Here is a 22,589-nt window from a genome sequence, read left to right as displayed (position 1 = left end):
ACCTCAGATCAACTTTTCTGTATTACAGCATTCGTACATTAGCTTATAGAAAGGATGTATACGTAGTAATTTTCTTGGATTGAGCGCTGTAACACCTGCCCTATTTTTACTATTTTATAAAGGTTAAAATAACAAAAAATAGATGCCTGTGACCTTTCCAATGATGCCTTTCACGCATTTACCCGCTCGTTTTATGTGTATCATCAGCCTGAGTTTGCTCAGTGGATGCCAATTGGTCAAATTACAAGAAAATCAACTCAGTGCGTCACTAAATAATAAAACAGATAGCATATTAACCCATCAGAAGCTCAGTACATTTAGCCATCAAATCCTGTTAATGGTGAATGAAAGCGACCAATCTTGTTTAAATGCGCTTGAAAGCAGTATTCACAAAATGCGTAATAATGAAACTTTAGATATTGCTCAAGTCTATGCAGCAGCAAGTGAGCTGTACATGGCACGTGCTTTAAGCGCCGATCAAAATCCACAATGCAAAAAAAGCTTAAAACAACACAGCGGAAAATTAGCTTCAAGCAAAATAAAAATGTGTATGGATCAACAGCTTGCAGACTTTGATTTCAGTCTGCGCTACAGCTATGTCTATCTATTTAAATCCGCTCAAGCCCCTGAAGAACGCTTATTTGATTTGCGTCAGGGACAAGTCCGCACCTTTTATAATGTGGCTTTATCACGTTTAATCACCTCATCATTTACCCGTTTTGACTATCAGCAAATGCCTGAAAGTTTAATGCTGGGTTCATCGCTTTATCATTTTAACTATGAGCATTATCCTGAAATCAAAAATGCGGACATTGATAAATTACTGTCGAGCTATAATTTTAATTTTTCAGGCTTAAAAACCATTAACCGTCAGGAAGGCATTGGTTCTGAATTTGTCTTAGTCAAAAAAGCCACGGATCTGTCTGCTGCGCAGCCTTTTGTATTAGATCCTGAACAATATTATTCAAATAAACCCAACCCCAATATCCATACGGCACGGTATTTATCTGTCAGTGCGATCGCCGAACCTGCCAAGACCAATAGCAGCATTAGTGAAATTTTGTCGCCGCAATCACACTTTAAGGTTGAATTATTTAATCCCTATCAATTTAAAAAGGCAAAAATTGAATCCCAGTCCTACACACTAACGGCCAATTATTCTGTGCCTTATGGACTTTGGTTAGCCGAAAATAAATTAGGACGATCTGGCTATTGGACACTTCTGAATAAGGAAGAACATTTGCGCATGCCACATGTGTTTATGTTAGAGCCATATCAACCCAATAAAAAAATTATTGTTATGGTTCACGGTTTAGCCAGCAGTCCTGAAACTTGGATCGGCCTGACCAATAATATTATGGGTGATCAAAAACTACGTGATCATTACCAAGTTTGGCAAGTGTTTTACTCAACCAATATGCCAATATTTGAGAGTCGCTTTCAAATCAATGCTTTACTCAAACAGGCATTTGCAACTGTTCAGCCCAATACACCATCGGCTCAGGATGCTGTCATTATCGGGCATAGTATGGGCGGCATCATCAGTCGTTTATTGATTAGCGATGCAGATATTTCCGCTCAAGCTATTCCACTCATGAACTATGAACAAAATACACAGTTACAACGTCATCCAATTATCCGCGATCGTTTTGTCTTTAAAGCATTGAAGCCAGTTAGTCGTGCAATTTTCATTGCCGCACCGCATCATGGTACTGACTATGCAGACCGCTGGTTTACCAATTTGGCGAAAAAAATCGTGGTATTGCCTTTAAGTTTTTTAAATGATGTCAATGTTGAAATCCCGAATGCAAAAAATTCAACTATGGGCCTGATTAAGTCTGGGCCGGCAGATTTAAGTCAACAATCACGTTTTATGCTGTTGACCGCAGACATCATGCCAAATAAAGATATTCCTTATCATTCTATTATGGGGAATCAGATGCAAAGCACTGAGCCGAGCAAAATGTCGGATGGCATTGTTCCCTATACAAGTTCTCATTTAGATGGTGCGGTGTCTGAAAAGATTTTCAATGGTGGACATTCCATCCATGAGTCTGCAGATGCCATTTTAGAATTGCGACGCATTTTGAGAGAGCATTTGGACAATGAAGCGTTGAATCAATAACGATAAAATTGCTTTATGTATTTATAAATTATCTTTTAAAAGCAGTGTTTTATTGCTAAATTAGCTCTATATTTTGGGGGCTTTATGACAGAAAAATTATACTATTGGGCTGAAAATTTAGAAAATTACACATCAAATAATGATAGTGAAACTGGTTATGATGAAGTTATAGAAATCAAACGACTTAATTTCTTTATTGGTAAAAATAACGCAGGTAAAAGTAGGTTTTTACGTGAATTATTTAAAACATCTCAAGGTCAGCAACTTTATAACTCACTACAATTCAGAAAATTAATAACTTTTAAAAATAGGTTAATCGTTAGCAAAAAATATAACAAACATGATGATTACAATCATTTTTTAACAACGATTGAACAAATTAAACCGTCCAGTATCGGTTCTGTAATCACATTATTCTCAAATTCGCTTACCCACTTATCAAGATTCAATCAACTATCAGGAATTTATTCAAATAATAATATTCAGCAAGCTCAAACATATTTTAATCAAGAACTTCAGCAAAACCTAAATCCTATTTTTACAAATACTAAATTTTATATCCCTATCTTACGTGGCATGCGCCCTGTAACCGATTTAGACGAAAAATATCCTTATATAGAGCGTGCACAAAAAGACTATTTCAAGAATCAGAATAAATTTAATCATGAAAATATAATTACAGGAGAACGCTTATATTACGAGCTTAAAGCTCACTTATTAGGAGAACCTGAACACCGAGAACTTATTAAAAAATATGAAGAAAAATTAAGTCAGTATTTTTTTGATAATGAACCTGTCACTTTAATTCCAAAATTCGGAAAAGATGAACAAGGAAATGAGATTGATGTCGTTCATATTAAAATTGGCTCAGATGCTCAAAGACCTATTTATGAGTTAGGTGATGGCTTACAACAAGCGATAATCTTAACTTATGAAGCTTATATAAAAAGTAAAGACAAAGCAGGCAATCCAAAAACACATGCCTTTTTTATAGAAGAACCGGAATTACATATGCACGCGGGTATGGTTCGTCAACTGATGAACTTCTACTTAAATGAGACTCCACATTATTATTTCTTTACGACACATTCCAATCATTTACTTGATATGGCAGATGAATCAGATCAAGTGATGATTCAAAAATTTGTTAAACAACCCAAAGCTGGTTCATCTAACAATTTTGATTTTAAAATTTATCGCTGCGACCGGGATCGTGACTTACTTGCTTCATTAGGTGTGCGTCCGTCTTCTGTCTATTTGGCAAACTGTACGATTTGGGTGGAAGGCATTACAGATCGGCTGTATATCACTAAATATATGGAAAAATATTTAGCTGAACTAGAGTCAGCTGATATGGAGCTTTATAAAAAATACCGTAGATTTATGCCGAACTATCACTATACGTTTGTGGAATATGCAGGCAGCAATTTATCTCATTGGTCTTTTGATGATGATTATCCTAAAACACGGGAAGAAAGAATCGAATTTTTAAAGCAAGACCGTGGTCAAAGTGCAACTGCTGTTGCAAGTGACATGCTATTAATTGCTGATGGCGACATACAAAAAAATTCTGAAAAAATAAAGTTCTTAAGAAAGGAATTAAATAAAGAAAATTTAATTATTTTGGATTGTAAAGAAACAGAAAATACTTTACCTAAAGATTCTATTCTTCGTGTAGCTCAGAAAAAGTTCAGTAATATGAAAAGGAAGACCTCTCAAGGATTTAATATCGAAAAGCTAGAGGGAATTAATTCATTAGATTATTTTGATCATAAAGATTATGGCATAGGAAAATTATTGGATGATCAAATACGAAATCCAAGAACTTCTGCTGAAAAAACTGCTTTTGCCGATGGTACAGGTGTAGGAACCATTAAATATAAACTAGATTTTTGTCGTGAAATCATCAAATATTTTGATGAAAATCCTGATTGGGAAATGACACCAAAAGCAAAGGATCTATGCATCCGAATTTTCAAACATATTGAAAAGTGTAATTCAAATTAGAAAAAGACCGCCTAAGCGGTCTTTTTTAATTAAACATTAAATCCAATATGTTTACCTGTAGGTAATTCGACATCAATACGAAGTTTCCCACCCATTGCTTCTACATATTTTTTCATGGTTGATATTTTTAAATCATTACCACGGTTTTCGATTGCAGAAAGCGAAGGCTGTTTAATCCCTAAAGTTTCTGCTAATTCTTTTTGAGACATTTCCAACTCTTCACGAATCATGTGAAGATGCTGTTCAAGCATCAGTTCTTCTGCCATTTGCTGAATACGAGCTTGGCTTTCAGCAGAGCGAGCTGCCAATAATTCTTGTAAACTTTTTGCCATGTTAGGAATCTCCTAAACTCTTTAAATGCAAAGTGTATTGCTCATCTGCAATTGCCAGCATTTCTGTATAAAAACGCTTTTTACCGCTTTTATCACCAATGCATAACACAATCGCTTGTCTTAACGGATCAAAAGCAAAGAAAGCTCGAATCGGTTTGCCACGGTGTTGCACACGAAGTTCTTTCATATTGGTATATTTAGAATCATATACAGTGTCCACCAAAGGTCGACCTAAGCTTGGTCCTTGTGATTGCAACACAACCAAAGCTGCCAAGACCTTTTCTTGTGTCGAATCGTCTTGCTGAGCAAGCCATTCATTAAATACATCTGTGGCCAATACTGTCCACATAGCACAACCAAAATATAGACTATAAGCTATATCATAATTTAATCGAGTAAACACTGCAAATAAAAAACCGTCCTTACGGACAGTCTTAAAATTCCCTCCTTTTTCAAAGGAGGGTCAGGGAGGATTATTTAAGCCACTGGCGCCAAGGTAAACAACACTTGTCCTGTTTTTACCGTTTGCCCTTTTTCAATGACAATCTCTTCCACCTTCATACGCTCAGGCGCAATAATTGGAATCTCAATCTTCATCGCTTCAATGACGGCTAACGTTGCCCCCTCTTCGACAATATCACCTGACTGACATTCAATTTTCCAAATTGAACCCGGCATATGCGACTCCACTGCACAGCCACCTTCAGGCACTTCAACACCTTCACTATCATCGACCGCATCTAAACTTTCAGAGACATATTCTGCAAGTCCTGCCTCATGCCAGCGACGACGTTCTTCATCAAAATTGGCTTGTTGGATGGATTTAAATGCTGAGATAGATTCGGCATTTTCAGTCAAGAATTCATTGTATTCTTTTAGGTTTAATACACCTTCTTCTACACGCAGTTTTAAGCGTCCTGCTTTAAAGTCCTCACGCATTTGCATGAGTTCAGTTTCAGACACTTCATAGAATTTAATTTGGTCGAAGAAGCGTAATAACCATGGCTTGCCTTGTTCAAAATCGGCATTTTTGCGGTAGCGTGACCACATTTGCGTGGTACGACCGACGAACTGATAGCCCCCCGGACCTTCCATGCCATAGACACACATATATGCACCACCAATACCGACAGCATTTTCAGGTGTCCAAGTTCGTGCAGGATTATATTTGGTGGTGACTAAACGCTGACGTGGATCAAGTGGTGTTGCGACAGGTGCACCCAAATACACATCGCCCAAACCCATGACCAAATAACTCGCGTCATAAACCACATCTTTGACCGCTTGTTTGTCTTTTAAACCATTAATACGACGGATAAACTCAATATTGTCAGGACACCATGGCGCATCTGGACGTACGGTTTGCATATAGCGTTCCGTTGCCAATTGCGTTTGCGAATCTTCCCAAGCGAGTGGTAAATACACGGTACGTGATGGGACTTGCATTTCAGTCACATCAGGCAGTTCAGCTTCAGCGACTTGTAATAAACGCAGTAAATCAATTTGATCAAGCTTGATCGAATCAAAATGGATTTGTAGCGAACGAATCCCCGGTGTGAGATCAATAATCCCTGTGATATTTTGCTTTTGAACCCATTGCATGAGTGCATGAATACGGAAACGTAGGTTTAAATCTAAAACCAACTCACCATATTCCACCAACATGTAGTTATTGCCCGCAGGACGATACACCACATCCGGCAAGCCATTCTGACCTTTTAAAGTATCAAGCACTGCATTTTTTAAGGTGGAAAGTTCAGGATAAAATGACTCATCAAATGCCACAGCCTGCTTATTAGATGCTTCTAATTGCACATGATATTTTTCATTTAAGAGCTTAGCTTGATGATAACTCACAGGTATAAATTTGACTTTGTCTCCTGCTTTCAATTGACCGAGTTTCCAAAGCTCAGAATTAATCACCACGGCAGGACAAACAAAGCCTCCTAAACTTGGACCATCTGGACCCAAGATAATCGGCATATCGCCTGTGAAATCAATCGCACCAATCGCGTATGCATTGTCATGAATATTCGATGGATGCAGACCCGCTTCACCACCATCCTCACGTGCCCATTCAGGTTTTGGACCAATCAAACGAATACCTGTACGGCTTGAGTTAAAGTGAATCTCAAAAGTATTGGCAAAGAAGGTATCAATGTCTTTTTTAGTAAAGAAGTCTGGTGCACCATGCGGGCCGTACATCACCGCAATTTCCCATTCATGACTAAACGTTGGCACTTGTTCAGGCGCAAGAGCTTTAATTTCATCGCTTGTGAATGCTGTAATTGGGAGCATATCGCCAATCAGTAAGTTACGCCCGGCATGACCACCAAACTGCCCCAAGGTAAAAGTCGCTTGTGAGCCGAGATATTCAGGCACATTCAGACCACCTTTGATGCCGATATAAGTACGGCAACCTGTCGCGATTTTGCCACATTTTAAAATCTGACCTTTACACACATTGACGGTTTGCCACATTGGCACAGACTGACCATCTAAAGTCGACGGCATATCGCCCCCGGCAAGCACGATTTGGCTGTCACAATGGAATTTTAAAGTCGGACCTTGTAGCGTACATTCTAAGCCTGCAGTGTTATAGGCATTACCAAGTAACTGGTTTGCGACATTCAGTGATAGTGGATCAATGGCACCTGATGGTGGCACACCGACATCCCAGTACCCCAAACGACCTGTCACATCTTGCACAGAAGTTTGAATGCCTGATTGCAACACTTCAATTTTTTGGGTTTTCCACTCAAATGTATTTAAGAAACGTGTGGTTTGCGTACCGGCTTTAAATACATCGCAGTCGATAATATTTTGTAGATATTCAAGATTGGTTTCGATGCCTGCAACCGATGTTTTGGCAAGTGTTTCGGTCATGGCTTGAATTGCTGAATCGCGGTCATCTGCCGTGACAATGATTTTGGCAATCATCGGGTCATAGAATGACGATACATTTGAACCCGTTTCCACCCACGTTTCATTACGCGCATTGGCATCAAATTCAACGTGCGTTAAAAGCCCTGCACTAGGTTGGAAGTTTTTGATTGGGTCTTCGGCATACAGACGCACTTGAATTGAATGACCTTTCGATTCAAGTTGTTCTGTTGGTGTAATCCAATCACCACTGCCTAAAGTCACCATCCATTCCACAAGATCGACACCAAACACTTGCTCTGTCACGCCATGTTCAACTTGCAGACGGGTATTCACTTCTAAGAAATAGAATTCCTGTGTGTCGGTATCCATCACAAACTCAACTGTACCTGCCGAACGGTAATTCACCGACTGCATCAACCCAATCGCAATCGATTGAATATAGGCACGTTGATCATCATTGATATGCGGTGCTGGGGTTTCCTCAATCACTTTTTGGTTTCGGCGCTGCACCGAACAATCACGCTCACCGAGTGCTAAAACTAAGCCATTGCCATCACCAAAAATCTGCACTTCGATATGACGGGCATTTTGTACGAATTTTTCGAGGTACAAGCCTGCATCTTTAAAGTTGGCTTGGGCAAGATATGAAACCGTAGAATAAGCATCTTTCAACTCTTCTTCATTCCACACCAAACGCATACCAATACCGCCACCGCCTGCGGTACTTTTCAGCATCACAGGATAACCAATACGTTTAGCTTCCGTTAAGGCTTCGGCTTCATCTGCCAAAAGCTGACTGCCCGGAAGAAGTGGTACATTGGCTTGAATTGCAAGTTCACGTGCAATATGTTTTAAGCCAAATGATTTCATTTGTGCCGAATTTGGCCCTAAAAATACAATGCCTTGCGCTTCACACAGATCACAAAATTCTGCATTTTCAGACAAGAAGCCATAGCCGGGATGAATCGCTTCTGCACCTGTTTGCTTTGCAACTTCTAAAATTTTATCGACATTTAAATAGCTTTGGCTGGCAGGACTATCACCAATAAATACCGCTTCATCAGCTAAGGTCACATGCAAAGAATCACGATCTGCTTCTGAATACACTGCAACGGACTGAATGCCTAATTTTTTCAGTGTACGGATCACACGGCAAGCGATTGCACCACGGTTGGCAATGAGGACTTTATTGAACATGGTATTACTCCTCGCCTTCACGAATGATCAATTGAATTTTTGTTGGGTTATAGGCATTACATGGGTTATTCAGTTGTGGGCAGTTTGAGATCAATACGACCAAATCCATTTCGGCTTTAATCTCTACATATTTTCCCGGTGCAGAAATACCGTCATCAAATTTTAAATGTCCCTCAGCGGTCACAGGCACATTCATAAAGAAGTTAATATTTGGGCCGATATGGCGCACGTTTAAGCCATGTTTTTTTGCAATCGGATGTTGTGACAACGCAATCATGAAATTATTACGGCAACTGTGCATTGGAAATTTGTCATGTGCATAGCGAACAGTGTTGCTCTCACATGAACATGCACCGCCTAAGGTGTCATGACGGCCACAATTATCGTCATGGATGGTGGCAATTTTATGGCCAAAGTTGGTGTATAGAGCTGTGCCTTTTTCTAAATAGATTTGTTGATTAATAGCCAATGTATCGGTTGCGCTATAACGCTCTTCACGGTTTAGGCTTGAAATAAATAAGGTATCGACAGCTTGATTACCTTCGAGGTCAACGATACGAAAATATTGCCCTTTTTTGACTTCGCACATCCATGCTTCACCAGCAGGACATACTTCGCTTAACACTGATTTTTCAAAATTTTGTGTTGGGTTTACTAATGCAGTCATGATCATCCCCCTCAAGCCGTTAAAGCGTAATAGCGTTTATTATTTTGAAAAGCACGTTGATTTTGCGGGCATGAATCACGACATACATCGGTATCAAGTAAAGGAAGTGCTTTGTATAAATACAATTGAACATCGGCAGGTGCATATTCCGTGCTGTTATCTAATCCATGTGGTGCACTAGATAAAAAGACCAAACAATCCATTTCAAAGCGCAGTTCAATGACTTGATTTGTATTGTCCGATGCAACATAACTTAAGTTGCCATTGTCATCAGGTTGAACTTTAGAGAATAAATTTAAGGTACTGCTGAGGTCAGTTGCAGATAAGCCAAACTTGGTCATTTCAAGCAATAAGCTATCTTTGCCATTACGGTACATATCATTACGGGCATCTTGGAAAGTTTTTGAACCAAATTGTTGTTCGATTTGTTGTGCGGTACTTGGTGCACAAAAAGCATCATTCCAAGCATGATCATCTTTCACAATCGAGATCATGGCACGGCCTAAATCCGATGCCAAAATATGACCCGTACTTAAATATGCCGTGTGCTGCCCTTTAAGACTATCTGGCATGTTGTAGCGTTCAAGCTTATCTTCACTATTTACACAGTACAGTGCCACATTGGCATTTTGCCCTAGCGATTTAAGCTGTAATACTGCCCCACGCTGAATACGCGCTGACCAGTGGTGTCCACCCGGTAAAAGTTCAGTCCATAGTGCTTTATCGTCATGATAATGTATTGTGCTCATTGCAGCCTCTGCCTAATTCTTAACTGTTTACCTCCCGGGCTTTTATCCCTCCGTGCAGCTTTGCTTTGAATTAAAACGAAGCCGTGAACTCTCGGTCGCGGTCATACATGAAGATGTATCGGAACCCTAGATCACTTTATGATGTATGTAGAAATGCAAAGGCTGTGCCAATTTAGTATTACCAATTTATATAAACGTAATACTGCTATTTATTAGACTTTTTTATAGTATTGAGCTATAGCATGACCAAATCGGGTGCAGCCCATGCACAAAATTGCTGCAAAAATTGCAAAAAAAAAAGCCCAAAATCATTTTTGGGCTTTATGTAATGCATAAAAATTATTTTACCAATATCTCATGGAACATATGACGTAGCCATTGATGGCTGGTTTTATGATGGCAAGACATATGCCAATATTGCTTCACGCCATAGGTTGGAAATGCAATCGGTGCGTCAAATATTTTTAAGTTGCCGCGCGAAAGCAATACTTCACTCAAGTAATACGGCACAGTAGCAATCGCATCAGTGTCTTGCACGACTAAGCCTACACCTAAATAACTAGGTAAACGCATCAAAATATCACGTTTTAAATCAAGGTTAAGCAGCTCATTTTCAATATGGTAGTGCCCCATCCCTGCATCAATATCAATGTGCGACTCTGATAAATATTGCTCAGTTGTAATGGTGTCACCCTTTAATCGTGGATGATCCTTAGCTGCAATCACCACATAATATTGCTCAAACAGTTTTTGCTGATAAAAGCCGCTTTCCAAATGCGGTAAAAAACCCAATGCTAAATCAATTTCACCATTCGCCATTTGATAACTGGTTTCAGTGGTAATCGGTCGTACATTTAGACGTATTTGTGGCGCGTGTTTTTTTAGATATTGGCTGATTTTAGGCAATAAAACCAAATGAGAAACATCGGTCATGGCTAGAGTAAATTGTTGATCTGAAATGGCTTGATCAAAATTAATCGTAAAATTATTAATGGCTTCGACTTTACTCAAGGATTCGCTGACTAAAGGAAATAATTGACGCGATAACTCCGTAGGCACCATTTCATTGCCGATACGTAAAAATAAGGGGTCGTTATAATGCTGTCGTATTTTATTTAAAATATTACTGACTGTAGGCTGGCTCATTTGCAAGTGTTCAGCAGCTTGCGATACATTTTTGTACTTATAAACATGAAAAAAAATGCTAAGAAGTTTACAGTCCAATTCAAACACGAAAAATTTAGTCCCTAATTAAATATTGCAAGTTATGCTGTGCATCATCTGCTGAATTATACAAAAAGCCAATAACGAAATATTACTTTTATTGCAGATGAAACGCCAGTTTAGCCTGCTCAGTTGCATTTGGCTTTTCAACACTCCAATCAGTCCGCATAATAGACCCAGCACGAATTTGGATATCAACATGCTTCAAGGAAAAAAACTGGTTTGTTTTGATTTAGATGGCACACTTATCGACTCTGTTGGCGTGTGGAATCAGGTCGACGCAGATTTGATTCAACAGTTAACTGGACAAACCATCCAACTGGGTTTAATTCAACGTGAACGTGACATTCAGCTGCAATTATTTAAAAACACACCAGACCCTTACTTAATGTATTGTAACTATCTAAAAGATACTTATAAGATTGAACAACACACAGCAGATCAAATCAAACAGCAACGATATGCCATTTCACAGCATTTTTTAGAACATATCATCTTGCTTAAACCACATGCAGCGTTATTTGTTCAACAGCTCATTCAGCAAGGCATTCAGGTGGCAATTACCACCACGACCAGCTTGCAAAATATTTATCGATATCAAAAAAATATTAACATCTATCCAATGCTGCATTTTGAAAATAGCTTTGATCTGATCCTGACCCGTGAAAGTGTCAAAAATATTAAGCCGCATCCTGAAGTCTATTTACAGGCGATTGAACATTTTGCAGTTCGACCTGAAGAATGTTTAATTTTTGAAGATTCACTCATTGGTGTAGAAGCTGCAAATGCAGCAGGCATTGAAGTGGTTGCCGTGTATGATGCATATTCAGAGCACGAAATTGAGCAAATCAAAAATAAAGCGGATTATTTTATCCATGATTTCTCTTCGGTTCTGAACTAAGTTAAAGTAAATAAACGTTCGCTTAAAAGTTAAAAAGCAGCCCAACTTAGAGGCTGCTTTTGATATTTTTGCATCTATAGATAATTGATCTATTTTACTTTTTTATAAATTGATCCAGACCCAACTAAATTTCCAGTTTTTTCGTCAATCGCAAATTCAACAGCACCTGTACCAGAGTTTACAGCCAGTAAACCAGATTCAGCGACAGATGCAGGTACAGGATTTTTCTTTTCAGATTTACCACTTTGTTTATCTTTTAAAGTATTGGTAATGAAATAGTTTTCACCATTTTTACTAATAATCAACGCATTTTCAAGTTGCGGATCTACTGCGGTATTTTGCCATGTTCCAGCATAATCAGGCGCTGGACTTTGTTTACATGCAGTGAGGAGAACTGCGAACAACATCGCAAAAAAAATTGAATCTTTTTCAAAATACTGACCTTCTTTGTCAATGAATTTTGCATTATAGAAAGCCTTGAACAGAACTTAAGACCGTTCGTGTTGTGCAAAAGTTTCAAACCAAGTGCTGCTGTTTTTCTTTTGTCATGTTTTGAAACATTTGTAGTCTTTCATAAAAAATAAGCCCACTTGATCATGGGCTTATTTAAAAATTTTCAATCTTTAGATTTATACGATTTGACGCATTGAACCAGTTTCTTCAAAAGTGGCATGCCAAGATAAAGCCTCTTTTAAAATATGCGGCGTTTGACCACCACGCTCACATGCGCGTTCAAAGTAGCTCAACAATGCTGCGCGATAATCTGGATGCGCACAGATTTCAATGACTTTACGTGCACGCTCACGTGGTGAAAGACCACGTAAATCTGCCAAGCCCTGCTCTGTAACCACGATATCAACGTCATGGTCAGTATGGTCGGTATGACTCACCATTGGGACTACAGATGAAATCGCACCGCCTTTTGCAATCGACTTGGTTACAAAAATGGCAATGTGCGCATGACGAGTAAAGTCTCCTGAACCACCGATACCGTTCATCATTTTCGTACCCGTCACATGGGTCGAATTTACGTTTCCGTAAATATCAAACTCAAGCGCCGTATTAATCGCGATAATGCCTAAACGTCGAATGATTTCAGGGTTATTAGATAGCTCTTGTGGACGTAACACAATTTTATCTTTGTACTGATCAAAATTGTTCATCACATGCTGTGCGCAAGGCTCAGACAATGTCATTGAACAGCCTGAGGCAAATTTCATTTTTCCAGAATCAATTAGCTGGAAAGTACAGTCTTGTAGTACTTCTGAATACATTTCCAAATCATGGAAATTAGAATGCTCAAAACCGGCAAATACAGCGTTGGCAATCGAACCCACACCTGACTGTAGCGGGCCTAAATTTTCAGGCAAACGCCCTGCTGCGACTTCACCTTCAAAGAAATCAATCAGATGCTGAGCAATCGCTAGGGTTTCAGCATCAGGTTCATCCATTTTAAACTGGGTATCTGGCAGATCATTCAACACAATAGCTGAAATCTTATCGGGGCTGACATTGATCCCAATCGTACCGATACGTTCACCGACCTGAGTCAGTGGAATTGGCCCACGGTTTGGTCGCACTTTCGGCACATAAATATCATGTACACCTTCTAGCACTGGGTTAATCGTATTATCAATTTCAATAATCACATGATCTGCCATTTCAATGAAATTGGCTGAGTTACCACATGAACCTGTCGGAATAACTTGACCATCTTCTGTAATTGCAGTCGCTGCAATAACGGCCACATTAATGCGCGGTAAATTATGATGACGAATATTGTCAGCCATTTCAGACAAGTGTTGGTCAATATACATGACCTCGCCAGCGTTAATGGCTTTACGTAAACCAGGATCTGCCTGATACGGATAACGACGTTCTATCGCATGTGCCGCATTGAGACGACCATCGATACTATTTCCTAAACTAGCACCCGTTGCCAAAGTGATACGAAGAGGATGTGAAACTGCATGATCTGCAAGCGCCAAAGGAACCGTCTTTGCCTCACCTGCACCACCAAAACCACTTAAACCAACCACTGAACCATCTTGAATTAACTCAATCGCTTTTTCAGCAGACATCACTTTGTCGCGAAGGGAGAGTAAGCGAATGCGATCTAAACCATTCATAATTAAATCTCAAAAAATAAATATCTCAAAATAAACATCTTTTTTCGCCATCCCAGCGAACTGAGATAGCGTTTGTTATTGCTTATCTAAAACGTACTTATCTAAAAGCTTACTTATATAAATTGAGGCAAATTAAATCAGTTCAACCGCAATTGCAGTTGCTTCACCGCCACCAATACATAGTGCTGCTACACCTCTTTTACCGCCAGTGCGTTTTAAGGCATGAATCAGCGTCACAATAATACGTGAACCTGATGAACCTAGTGGGTGACCAAGTGAGCAAGCACCACCATGAATGTTCACTTTTGCTTCATCTAAGTTAAATCCATCAATTGCCAGCATTGTAACCATGGCAAATGCTTCATTGACTTCCCACAGGTCAACTTCTTGTGCATCCCAACCGGCTTGTGCAAGTACTTTCTCAATAGCACCGACTGGAGCAATAGTGAACTCTGACGGATGCTGTGAATTTGTAGCATAAGCAACGACTTTTGCCAGTGGTGTTAAACCACGTGCTTGGGCCGTTTCTTCTGATGTAACCACCAAAGCAGATGCACCGTCAGAAATTGAGCTGGCATTGGCAGCTGTGATCGTGCCGTCTTTTTTGAATGCAGGACGCAGTGTAGGGATTTTTTCAGGCTTAGCACTTAAAGGCTGTTCATCTGTGTCAACAACGACGTCACCTTTACGGCTTTTAACGGTAACCGGCACGATTTCATTTTTAAAGAAACCACCTTGAATCGCTGCAACGGCTTTATTGAGTGAGTTGATGGCAAAAGCATCTTGTTGTTCACGTGTATAGCCTTTTTTATCTGCCATATCTTGTGCAAGGATGCCCATCGACAAACCTGTCTCAGCATCTTCTAAGCCTTCTTGGAACATGTGATCAGTGGTTTTACCATGACCCATACGATAGCCTGAACGCGCTTTTTCAAGTAAATATGGCGCATTTGACATCGACTCCATACCACCAGCAACCACAATATTGGCAGAACCAGCTTTAATCGCATCAGCTGCTTGCATCACCGCCTTCATGCCTGAACCACAGATTTTATTAATCGTGGTGGCACCCGTTGTATCTGGTAAGCCTGCTTGACGCATCGCTTGGCGTGCAGGACCTTGTTTAAGACCTGCTGGTAATACACAGCCAAAAATAACTTCGTCAATATCTGTAGGTTCTAAACCTGCACGTGCAACAACAGCCTGAATCGCTGCAGCACCTAAGTCTGGGGCTGTACAAGATGAAAGTGAACCCTGAAAACCACCCATCGCTGTACGTACGCCATCTACAATTACAATCATTTCTTATTTCATCCTGTTTTAAATCTTTTAACCCCAAGGAACCATGACTGGTTCCTCAGATTTTCCATCTTAATGTTTTTCACAGTGGTTTCGATGAAACTTTAAGATTGAGCGGTGAAGTATTCTTCAGATAGCTGCATGATAAGTTCAGAACCTGCTTTAATGCGTTGAGCACGGGCAGCAAGGTCAGGTAGAACTTTCTCAACATAGAAATCTGCGAGTACCAGTTTGTTTTGGAAGAAGCTCTCTGGTTTTGCAGCCGCAGCTTTGCTAATACGCGCAAACATATACACAAAGCTAAGTAAACCAACAGCGTGCAGGTAATCGACTGCCACCGAACTGCTAAAGTCTGGGGTGGTCTTAGATTGTTCTACAATGAATTGCGTTAATGCTTCAACTTCGTCAGAAACTTGCAATGCTGCAGATTTAACTTTTGAATCAGCCATGGTTGCAGCAAAGTCACGAATTTCAGCAATGTATTCGGCAATAAATGCACCATTACATTTCGTGGTTTTGCGTCCAATTAAATCAATCGCTTGTACGCCATTTGTGCCTTCGTAAATCTGTGAAATACGTAAGTCACGAATGCATTGCTCCATACCCCATTCACGGATATAGCCATGACCACCAAAGCACATTTGCGCTTCTAAAGTAGCTTGTAGGGCTGTATCTGTTAGGTAGGCTTTTGCAATAGGTGTCAATAAAGCCACGCGGTCATTGGCTTTTTTCACTGCAGCTTCGTCAGTTGAATATTTTGTAATATCCAGTTGCTGGCCAACATACACAGCAAATGCACGAGATGCTTCGTTGTTGGCGCGTACATTCAACAACATACGACGTACATCACCATGTACTAAAATAGAGTCTGCTGGTTTTTCAGGAGATTTCACACCTGTCGCAGAACGACCTTGTAGACGATCAGTCGCATACTGTGCAGCATTTTGGTAAGCAAATTCTGCAGCGCCAATCCCTTGGATACCCATCGATAAACGTTCATAGTTCATCATGACAAACATCGCCGCAAGACCTTCGTTTTCTTTACCAACGATATAACCTTTGGCACCATCAAAGTTCATAACACACGTTGCAGAACCTTTAATACCCATCTTGTGTTCAATTGAACCCGCTGAAACAGCATTACGTTCACCGACTGAGCCATCGGCATTGACATGGAATTTTGGAACGATAAACAATGAAATACCACGTGAACCCGCAGGTGCATTTGGCGTTTTTGCTAACACAAGATGGATGATGTTTTCACACAGATCATGTTCACCACTGGTGATGAAAATTTTCGTGCCTGTAATATTAAATGAACCATCTTCATTCGGCTCTGCTTTGGTTTTAATGATCCCCAAATCAGTCCCTGAATGTGGTTCAGTTAAACACATAGTGCCTGACCATTCACCCGTATAAAATTTTGGAAGATAGGTTTCTTTTTGCTCTTGCGAAGCACGGTCATTAATCGCCATACCTGCACCCACAGTCAGTAGTGGATACAACATAAATGATGGATTGGTACTCCAAATCATTTCGTCAGCAAGTACTGTCAACATTTTCGGCATGTTTTGGCCGCCCCATTCTTCAGAAGCGCCTAAACCCACCCAGCCACCTTCAGCGAATTGTTTAAAAGCGTCTTTAAACCCTGTAGGCGTAGTAACAACACCATTACTAAACTGCGCACCACCTTCTTCATCGGCTGTACGGTTCAAGTCTAGAATAACGTTTTTAGAAAACTTAGCCATTTCTTCTAAAATGGCATTTGCAGTCGCCATATCAATATGAGCTAAGTTTTCATTTGACTGCCAGAACTCATCTGCATTGAATACATCATTTAAGATGAAGTCCATGTCCTTTAACGGCGCATTGTATATTGGCATTGTACTTTCCTTTTCTACAGGCTTTGTCAGCGTCTTTGACAAAGTACTTTTTTAAAGTTGCACGCTCCCGCACAAAATCATCAAATCAATTTTGTGTGGATTTTTTAAAGATCTGTTTTTTCAGATAGATATCTAAAAAGAATATAGATAATGTGTTTTTACCGACAAGTGAAAAATAACCACCTGATATTTTGAGCAGCATTATTTTATTACACTTAAATAAATTTATTGAGTTGACTAAATTTATAATTGGTAATTGATTAAAACCAAACATAATAGTACCCATAATCATGTTTAATTTAGGTTGTATTAATAACATAACAACCAAGACCGTTTTGTTAAATGCTGCTTTTGTTGTAAAAGCGAAAAGACAATAAATTAAAAAAAATAAAAATGGAATTTTATTTCAAAAAAATGACCTCAAGGGTTCAGTTTTATTGACATTAATTTTATGCTATGAATTCTATATGCTTTACGCACTCTACTAATGTGTTTATTTTTAAACCAATTTATGTAATATTTGAGACCATAGTGGAATGTAAGATTCACAAGATTTAGCTTAAGCTAGGCTTGTTCACCCTCAAGCTGTTTATGGAACAGGTATCATGAGTTCAGTACGCCAACAAAATTTTATCCTTCGCAAGGAAAAAATTTTAGCCATGGCAGAAACCCTGCTATTAGATAATAATCAAGACATCACCTTAAGTGAGTTAGCTTGTGAACTAGATATTGCCAAAGGCACGATTTATAAACATTTTAAAAGTAAAAACCAATTATATTTAGAACTTATTATTTTAAATGAAAAACGATTATTAGAAATTTCAAAAAAATATAATCACGATATTAAAACTTATGTTTCACAATATATGCTTTATAATATGTTGAATTCTAATAGAACTATATTATTACATGTCATTGAAGAACGTCTAACCAATAATGAACGTAAATTAAAAGAGTTATTTGAAGAGCTCTATCGTGTTCGGGAAGAACGTATTATTGAAATTAAGGACATGACCAGTGATTATTTAAAATCACTTGAAAGCGCAATGTCGATTCGTGATTATTTATCCTATATTTGGACTGTCACTTATGGTGCGTCCCTACTCCTCAATTCAACGCATTATCAAAAATCAATTGGTTCACGTGAACGTTTAATCAAGCTATATATTAATCAGGCGCTGATGACGCCAGATAAAATTTCAGCCGTATAAAATTGATTTATAAATAAAAAAGCCGAACAATTGTTCGGCTTTTTTTTCATTAAACAATATCTAGGTTATGCAATCACAGGTGGGAAGCCATCTTCGGTTAAAGCGCTAATCAATTGCTCTGCACTGGCACTAGATTCAACGTCAACTAATTTTGTAGCTACATCAATAGTGACCGTTGCATTTTCGTCTAAGTCTTTAATCGTTGCTGTTACGCTACGGGCACAACCACCGCATGTCATATTATCAATACGAAATTTCATGATATTCATCCTTCTTTTCTAATAACAACACTATAAACCTTGCCACGATTGTAAGGTCAAGCGGATTTAAATCTTTGCTGTATGGCAGCACTCAGCCATGCCCGTTTCGATTTGATTTAAAATCGTACAATCGGCTTGATCATTACCGGCACACCCATCGACAGACTGTTGCAAGATCTCAACCATGGCCTGTAAGTCTGCGATTTTTTGATTTAAGGTCTGGATATGTTTTAACGCCAATGCTTTAACTTCTACACTTTGCCGACTTTGATTTTTCCAAAGCCCAAGTAAATCTTTCATTTGTTCAGAAGAAAAACCTAAATCACGCGCATGTCTTAAGAAACTCAAGGTTTTAATATCGGCTTCCGAGTAAACTCGATAGCCGGCATCGGTGCGCTGCGCATTATTTAACAGCCCAATCGATTCATAATAACGGATCATTTTTGCAGAAATGCCCGAAGCTTTTGCTGCTTGTCCAATATTCATCTCAAGACTCCTGAAAAACTGGCCCTTTAAATGCTTTTAAACGTAAGGCATTCGACACAACAAACACCGATGAAAGTGCCATTGCACCTGCTGCGAACATAGGTGAAAGCAATATGCCAAAGAATGGATATAACACACCTGCAGCGACAGGAATCAATGCTGCATTGTAAATAAATGCCCAAAATAGGTTTTGGCGAATATTATTCATCGTCGCTGTGCTCAGTGCGATTGCTGTCGGCACCATTTGTAAATTACCCGACATAAGCACAACGTCCGCGGCCTCTATCGCCACATCTGTCCCTGTACCAATCGCCATGCCCACATCTGCTTGCGCAAGTGCAGGCGCATCATTAATACCATCGCCAACAAAACATACAACACCATGTTCTTTTTGCAACTGTTGTACAGATTGCACTTTTTGATCTGGCATCACTTCAGCGATCACATGATCAATTTTCAACTGTCGTGCTATGGCAGAAGCAGTATGTCGGTTGTCGCCTGTAATCATGGCCACTTTCAGCCCTAAATCATGCAAAGCTTGAATGGCTGCGAAGGTTGTGGCTTTGATCGGGTCGGCTACAGCAACAATGGCAGCAAGCTGTTGATCAATCGAGACATAGAGCGGGGTTTTCCCTTCATTGCCCATGCGTTCTGCCAGTGCTGAAAAGATTTGTGTTTCTAAACCAAGTTTATGCATCAAATGATCTGCACCAATATAAATGCTTTGTCCTTCAACAACCGCCTGAATCCCAGCACCAGTCACGGAATCAAACTGTTCAACTTCTAAAAGTTGCACTTGCATCTCTTTCGCAGCTTGTACAATGGCATAGGCAATCGGATGTTCAGATTTCTGCTCTACAGAGGCCAATAACTGAAATACGCGATCTTTATCAAAAGCTTCAGTGACTTCAAAATCTGTCAGTTTCGGTTTACCTTCCGTCAATGTCCCTGTTTTATCGACTGCAACCACTTGAGTATTTTTGAGTTGTTGTAAGGCTTCACCTTTACGGAACAATACTCCAAGCTCTGCACCTCGCCCTGTACCGACCATGATAGATGTTGGCGTTGCCAAACCCATTGCACATGGACATGCGATGATCAGTACTGCTACAGCATTGACTAAGGCATAGGTTAAACTCGGTTCAGGTCCAACTACATACCAAACTAAAAAGGTGATCAACGCCAACGCCATTACCACCGGTACAAACCATAACGTGACTTTATCCACCAAAGCTTGAATCGGTAATTTTGAACCCTGAGCCTGTTCGACCATATGGATAATTTGTGCCAAAACAGAATCTTGACCTACCGCAGTGGCTTGTATTTTCAAGGCCCCATTTTGGTTAATCGTTCCACCGACAACTTGATCACCGGCTTTTTTCTCGACAGGAATTGGCTCGCCACTGATCATGGATTCATCAATATAACTGTTCCCAGACACTACAGCACCATCGACTGGGCAACGTTCACCAGGCCGTATTTCAATCAACATACCTGTTTCAACATCACTAATCGGCAAATCTATATAGCTACTAGATTGCTCAACACGTGCAGTTTTGGGTTGCATGCCGACTAAGTATTGAATAGCTTGCGATGTTTTACCTTTGGCTTTCGCCTCCATAAAACGCCCCAACAGAATCAACGCCACAATTACTGCAGCTGCTTCAAAGTACACATGAACGGTACCTTGCGGTAATAATTGCGGAGCAAATGTTGCAACACAAGAAAAACTATAAGCAGATAAAGTCCCGACTGCGACCAAAGAATTCATATCCGGGGCAAGTCGGGCAAGTGCTGGTATGCCATGCAGATAAAAGCGTCTTCCGGGTAGGATTAAGACCAAAGTGGTTAATATAAACTGAATATACCAACTATTTTGTGTCCCTAAATTATGCGCAATAAAATGATGAAAAGCTGGAATCATGTGTGATCCCATTTCCAAGATAAAAACTGGAACAGCAAGTACCAATGCGATGATTAAATCACGTTTGAGTAATCGAGCCTCATCGGCTTTTTTTTCTGCCATTGTCGGTTGTTGCTGCGTAGCAACGGTCGCACTATATCCCGCTTTTTTAACTGCCGCGATCAATTCTTGTGTTTTTGAAGTGGGAGCCTGAACAAAGGCTTTTTCACTGGCTAAATTTACCGTTGCTTTACTGACACCTTCTACAGCGTTTAAGGCTTTTTCAACCCGTGCTACACATGAAGCACAGGTCATTCCATCAATATTTAATTCAATATTGGGCTGTGCAATATGAAAACCAGCTTTTTCTACGGACTTCGCCAATGCAGAATTTTCAACAGATACCAATGCTGTAATCGTGGCTTTTTCAGTTGCCAAATTCACTTTTGCATCTATGACTTCTGGAACTGTCTTTAATGCTTTTTCAACACGTGCAACACACGATGCGCAAGTCATCCCTTCAATTTCAAGTTCAATCTGCTTTTGTGCAACGCCAAAACCTGCCTTTTCAACGGCCTGAATTACAGCAGGATAATCCACATTTTTATCACTCTGAACATGTGCTGTTTCAGTGGCTAAATTCACTTGAGCATCAGTGATGCCATCGACTTTTTTTAAGGCTTTTTCAACCCGTGCCACACAAGAAGCACAGGTCATCCCTTCAATAGCAAGTGTGCCATCAAAAAGTTTGCGTTCTGTCGAATCTATCATGGCAACATCCCAATCATATGTGCTTGTTTTAGGCTATAGCTTAAACTTTACCACAATGGGAAGGTCAAGTTTTTCTGACTCACAGCAAGGCTTTTCTTTAAGGTATAAAGAATTGCGAAGATTTAAAAACATAATCAATAATATTGAATAATGATTATTCAATTAGTTTATTTTTCTGATATTAAAACTACACCTTTCCTCATTATTCAGTAAGATAGAGATTCGTGACCACCAAACGAATTACTCTCTTTCGCATGTACAAACTGTCGAACATTTGCTTTAACTGCGCATATTTGTGTGCTTTTTTATTTTTAATTTTAAGTTGGAGTCTAGATCATATTGATGTTTGGCTCACTCAAGTGGTTATCCCTGCTGTCACGATATGCATACTCTTAGGCTTCCTGTTTAAATATATCGCTCGAAAGTTAGGATATTAGGACTTACGCACTATCATTTATAGATTCTCTGTGGTAGCAGATGATTTTTATCGAGAATAAAGTCATCAATGAAGTTTTTGATAATTGGTCTAAATAATTTCTTCTGCCAACGATATATATTT

The 22,589-nt window shown here is 39.5% G+C and carries 17 protein-coding genes, 2 pseudogenes and 1 riboswitch; of the genes and pseudogenes, 4 read left to right on the top strand and 15 right to left on the bottom strand.

What is annotated here, in order from left to right:
* Nucleotides 1–142: 142 nt before the first annotated feature.
* Nucleotides 143–2,125 carry an esterase/lipase family protein gene (locus tag FTV03_RS11810; protein WP_373687962.1) on the top strand — a complete coding sequence of 661 codons (1,983 nt, stop codon included), beginning with the start codon at nt 143–145 and terminating at the stop codon, nt 2,123–2,125.
* Between the two features lie 84 nt (nt 2,126–2,209).
* Nucleotides 2,210–4,132, top strand: coding sequence for an AAA family ATPase (locus FTV03_RS11805; protein ID WP_180041502.1), 1,923 nt, complete (start codon nt 2,210–2,212; stop codon nt 4,130–4,132).
* 29 nt (nt 4,133–4,161) lie between these two features.
* Here the strand turns inward: FTV03_RS11805 and FTV03_RS11800 are convergent, their stop codons facing one another.
* The 6 genes from FTV03_RS11800 to FTV03_RS11775 form a co-directional block, all read right to left on the bottom strand.
* Entirely contained in the window at nt 4,162–4,464 is a 303-nt protein-coding gene (locus tag FTV03_RS11800; protein ID WP_180041501.1) for a helix-turn-helix domain-containing protein, read from the bottom strand.
* Nucleotide 4,465: 1 nt separating this feature from the next.
* A complete protein-coding gene (locus FTV03_RS11795) occupies nt 4,466–4,813 on the bottom strand; it encodes a type II toxin-antitoxin system RelE/ParE family toxin (protein ID WP_180041500.1) in 348 nt (115 codons plus the stop codon).
* A 128-nt stretch (nt 4,814–4,941) separates the two neighbouring features.
* On the bottom strand, nt 4,942–8,547 hold the full coding sequence (gene uca, locus FTV03_RS11790) for an urea carboxylase (RefSeq protein ID WP_180041499.1): 3,606 nt from the start codon (nt 8,545–8,547) through the stop codon (nt 4,942–4,944).
* A gap of 4 nt (nt 8,548–8,551) precedes the next feature.
* A complete protein-coding gene (locus FTV03_RS11785) occupies nt 8,552–9,214 on the bottom strand; it encodes an urea amidolyase associated protein UAAP2 (RefSeq protein WP_180041498.1) in 663 nt (220 codons plus the stop codon).
* A gap of 11 nt (nt 9,215–9,225) precedes the next feature.
* On the bottom strand, nt 9,226–9,963 hold the full coding sequence (locus FTV03_RS11780; RefSeq protein ID WP_180041497.1) for an urea amidolyase associated protein UAAP1: 738 nt from the start codon (nt 9,961–9,963) through the stop codon (nt 9,226–9,228).
* A 29-nt stretch (nt 9,964–9,992) separates the two neighbouring features.
* A riboswitch (guanidine-I (ykkC/yxkD leader) is annotated at nt 9,993–10,104 on the bottom strand.
* 198 nt (nt 10,105–10,302) lie between these two features.
* Nucleotides 10,303–11,196, bottom strand: coding sequence for a LysR substrate-binding domain-containing protein (locus FTV03_RS11775; RefSeq protein WP_180041496.1), 894 nt, complete (start codon nt 11,194–11,196; stop codon nt 10,303–10,305).
* A 190-nt stretch (nt 11,197–11,386) separates the two neighbouring features.
* Between FTV03_RS11775 and FTV03_RS11770 the strand changes: the two genes are divergently transcribed.
* Nucleotides 11,387–12,088 (top strand): HAD family phosphatase, encoded by a 702-nt coding sequence (locus tag FTV03_RS11770; protein WP_180041495.1) that lies wholly within the window; start codon nt 11,387–11,389, stop codon nt 12,086–12,088.
* Between the two features lie 89 nt (nt 12,089–12,177).
* Here the strand turns inward: FTV03_RS11770 and FTV03_RS11765 are convergent, their stop codons facing one another.
* The 4 genes from FTV03_RS11765 to FTV03_RS11750 form a co-directional block, all read right to left on the bottom strand.
* Entirely contained in the window at nt 12,178–12,495 is a 318-nt protein-coding gene (locus tag FTV03_RS11765; RefSeq protein WP_111884393.1) for a hypothetical protein, read from the bottom strand.
* A gap of 222 nt (nt 12,496–12,717) precedes the next feature.
* Nucleotides 12,718–14,217: a succinate CoA transferase gene (locus tag FTV03_RS11760; protein ID WP_180041494.1), complete on the bottom strand. Its 1,500-nt coding sequence runs from the start codon at nt 14,215–14,217 to the stop codon at nt 12,718–12,720.
* A gap of 132 nt (nt 14,218–14,349) precedes the next feature.
* Nucleotides 14,350–15,519, bottom strand: coding sequence for a thiolase family protein (locus FTV03_RS11755; protein ID WP_180041493.1), 1,170 nt, complete (start codon nt 15,517–15,519; stop codon nt 14,350–14,352).
* Between the two features lie 101 nt (nt 15,520–15,620).
* On the bottom strand, nt 15,621–17,399 hold the full coding sequence (locus tag FTV03_RS11750; protein WP_180041492.1) for an acyl-CoA dehydrogenase C-terminal domain-containing protein: 1,779 nt from the start codon (nt 17,397–17,399) through the stop codon (nt 15,621–15,623).
* Between the two features lie 605 nt (nt 17,400–18,004).
* On the opposite strand from FTV03_RS11750, the gene FTV03_RS11745 reads away from it, so the two are divergent.
* Nucleotides 18,005–18,610, top strand: a complete 606-nt coding sequence (locus FTV03_RS11745; protein ID WP_078190941.1) for a TetR/AcrR family transcriptional regulator — start codon at nt 18,005–18,007, stop codon at nt 18,608–18,610.
* 65 nt (nt 18,611–18,675) lie between these two features.
* Here FTV03_RS11745 and FTV03_RS11740 read toward each other — a convergent pair whose 3' ends face one another.
* The 5 genes and pseudogenes from FTV03_RS11740 to FTV03_RS11725 all read right to left on the bottom strand — a co-directional run.
* A complete protein-coding gene (locus FTV03_RS11740; RefSeq protein ID WP_078190942.1) occupies nt 18,676–18,870 on the bottom strand; it encodes a heavy-metal-associated domain-containing protein in 195 nt (64 codons plus the stop codon).
* A 66-nt stretch (nt 18,871–18,936) separates the two neighbouring features.
* A complete protein-coding gene (gene cueR, locus FTV03_RS11735) occupies nt 18,937–19,356 on the bottom strand; it encodes a Cu(I)-responsive transcriptional regulator (RefSeq protein WP_111884371.1) in 420 nt (139 codons plus the stop codon).
* A gap of 1 nt (nt 19,357) precedes the next feature.
* Complete coding sequence (locus tag FTV03_RS11730) at nt 19,358–21,796, bottom strand: copper-translocating P-type ATPase (RefSeq protein ID WP_373687963.1); 2,439 nt, start codon at nt 21,794–21,796, stop codon at nt 19,358–19,360.
* A gap of 72 nt (nt 21,797–21,868) precedes the next feature.
* A pseudogene (locus FTV03_RS18185) lies at nt 21,869–21,976 on the bottom strand (cation transporter); the annotation flags it as partial.
* 504 nt (nt 21,977–22,480) lie between these two features.
* Nucleotides 22,481–22,589, bottom strand: a pseudogene (locus tag FTV03_RS11725) (IS701 family transposase); the annotation flags it as partial.

The sequence above is a fragment of the Acinetobacter sp. YH12218 genome, from assembly GCF_013417925.1.
In the GTDB taxonomy this organism is placed as follows: Bacteria; Pseudomonadota; Gammaproteobacteria; order Pseudomonadales; family Moraxellaceae; genus Acinetobacter; species Acinetobacter amyesii.
This window is presented reverse-complemented; position numbering and strand designations above follow the sequence as displayed.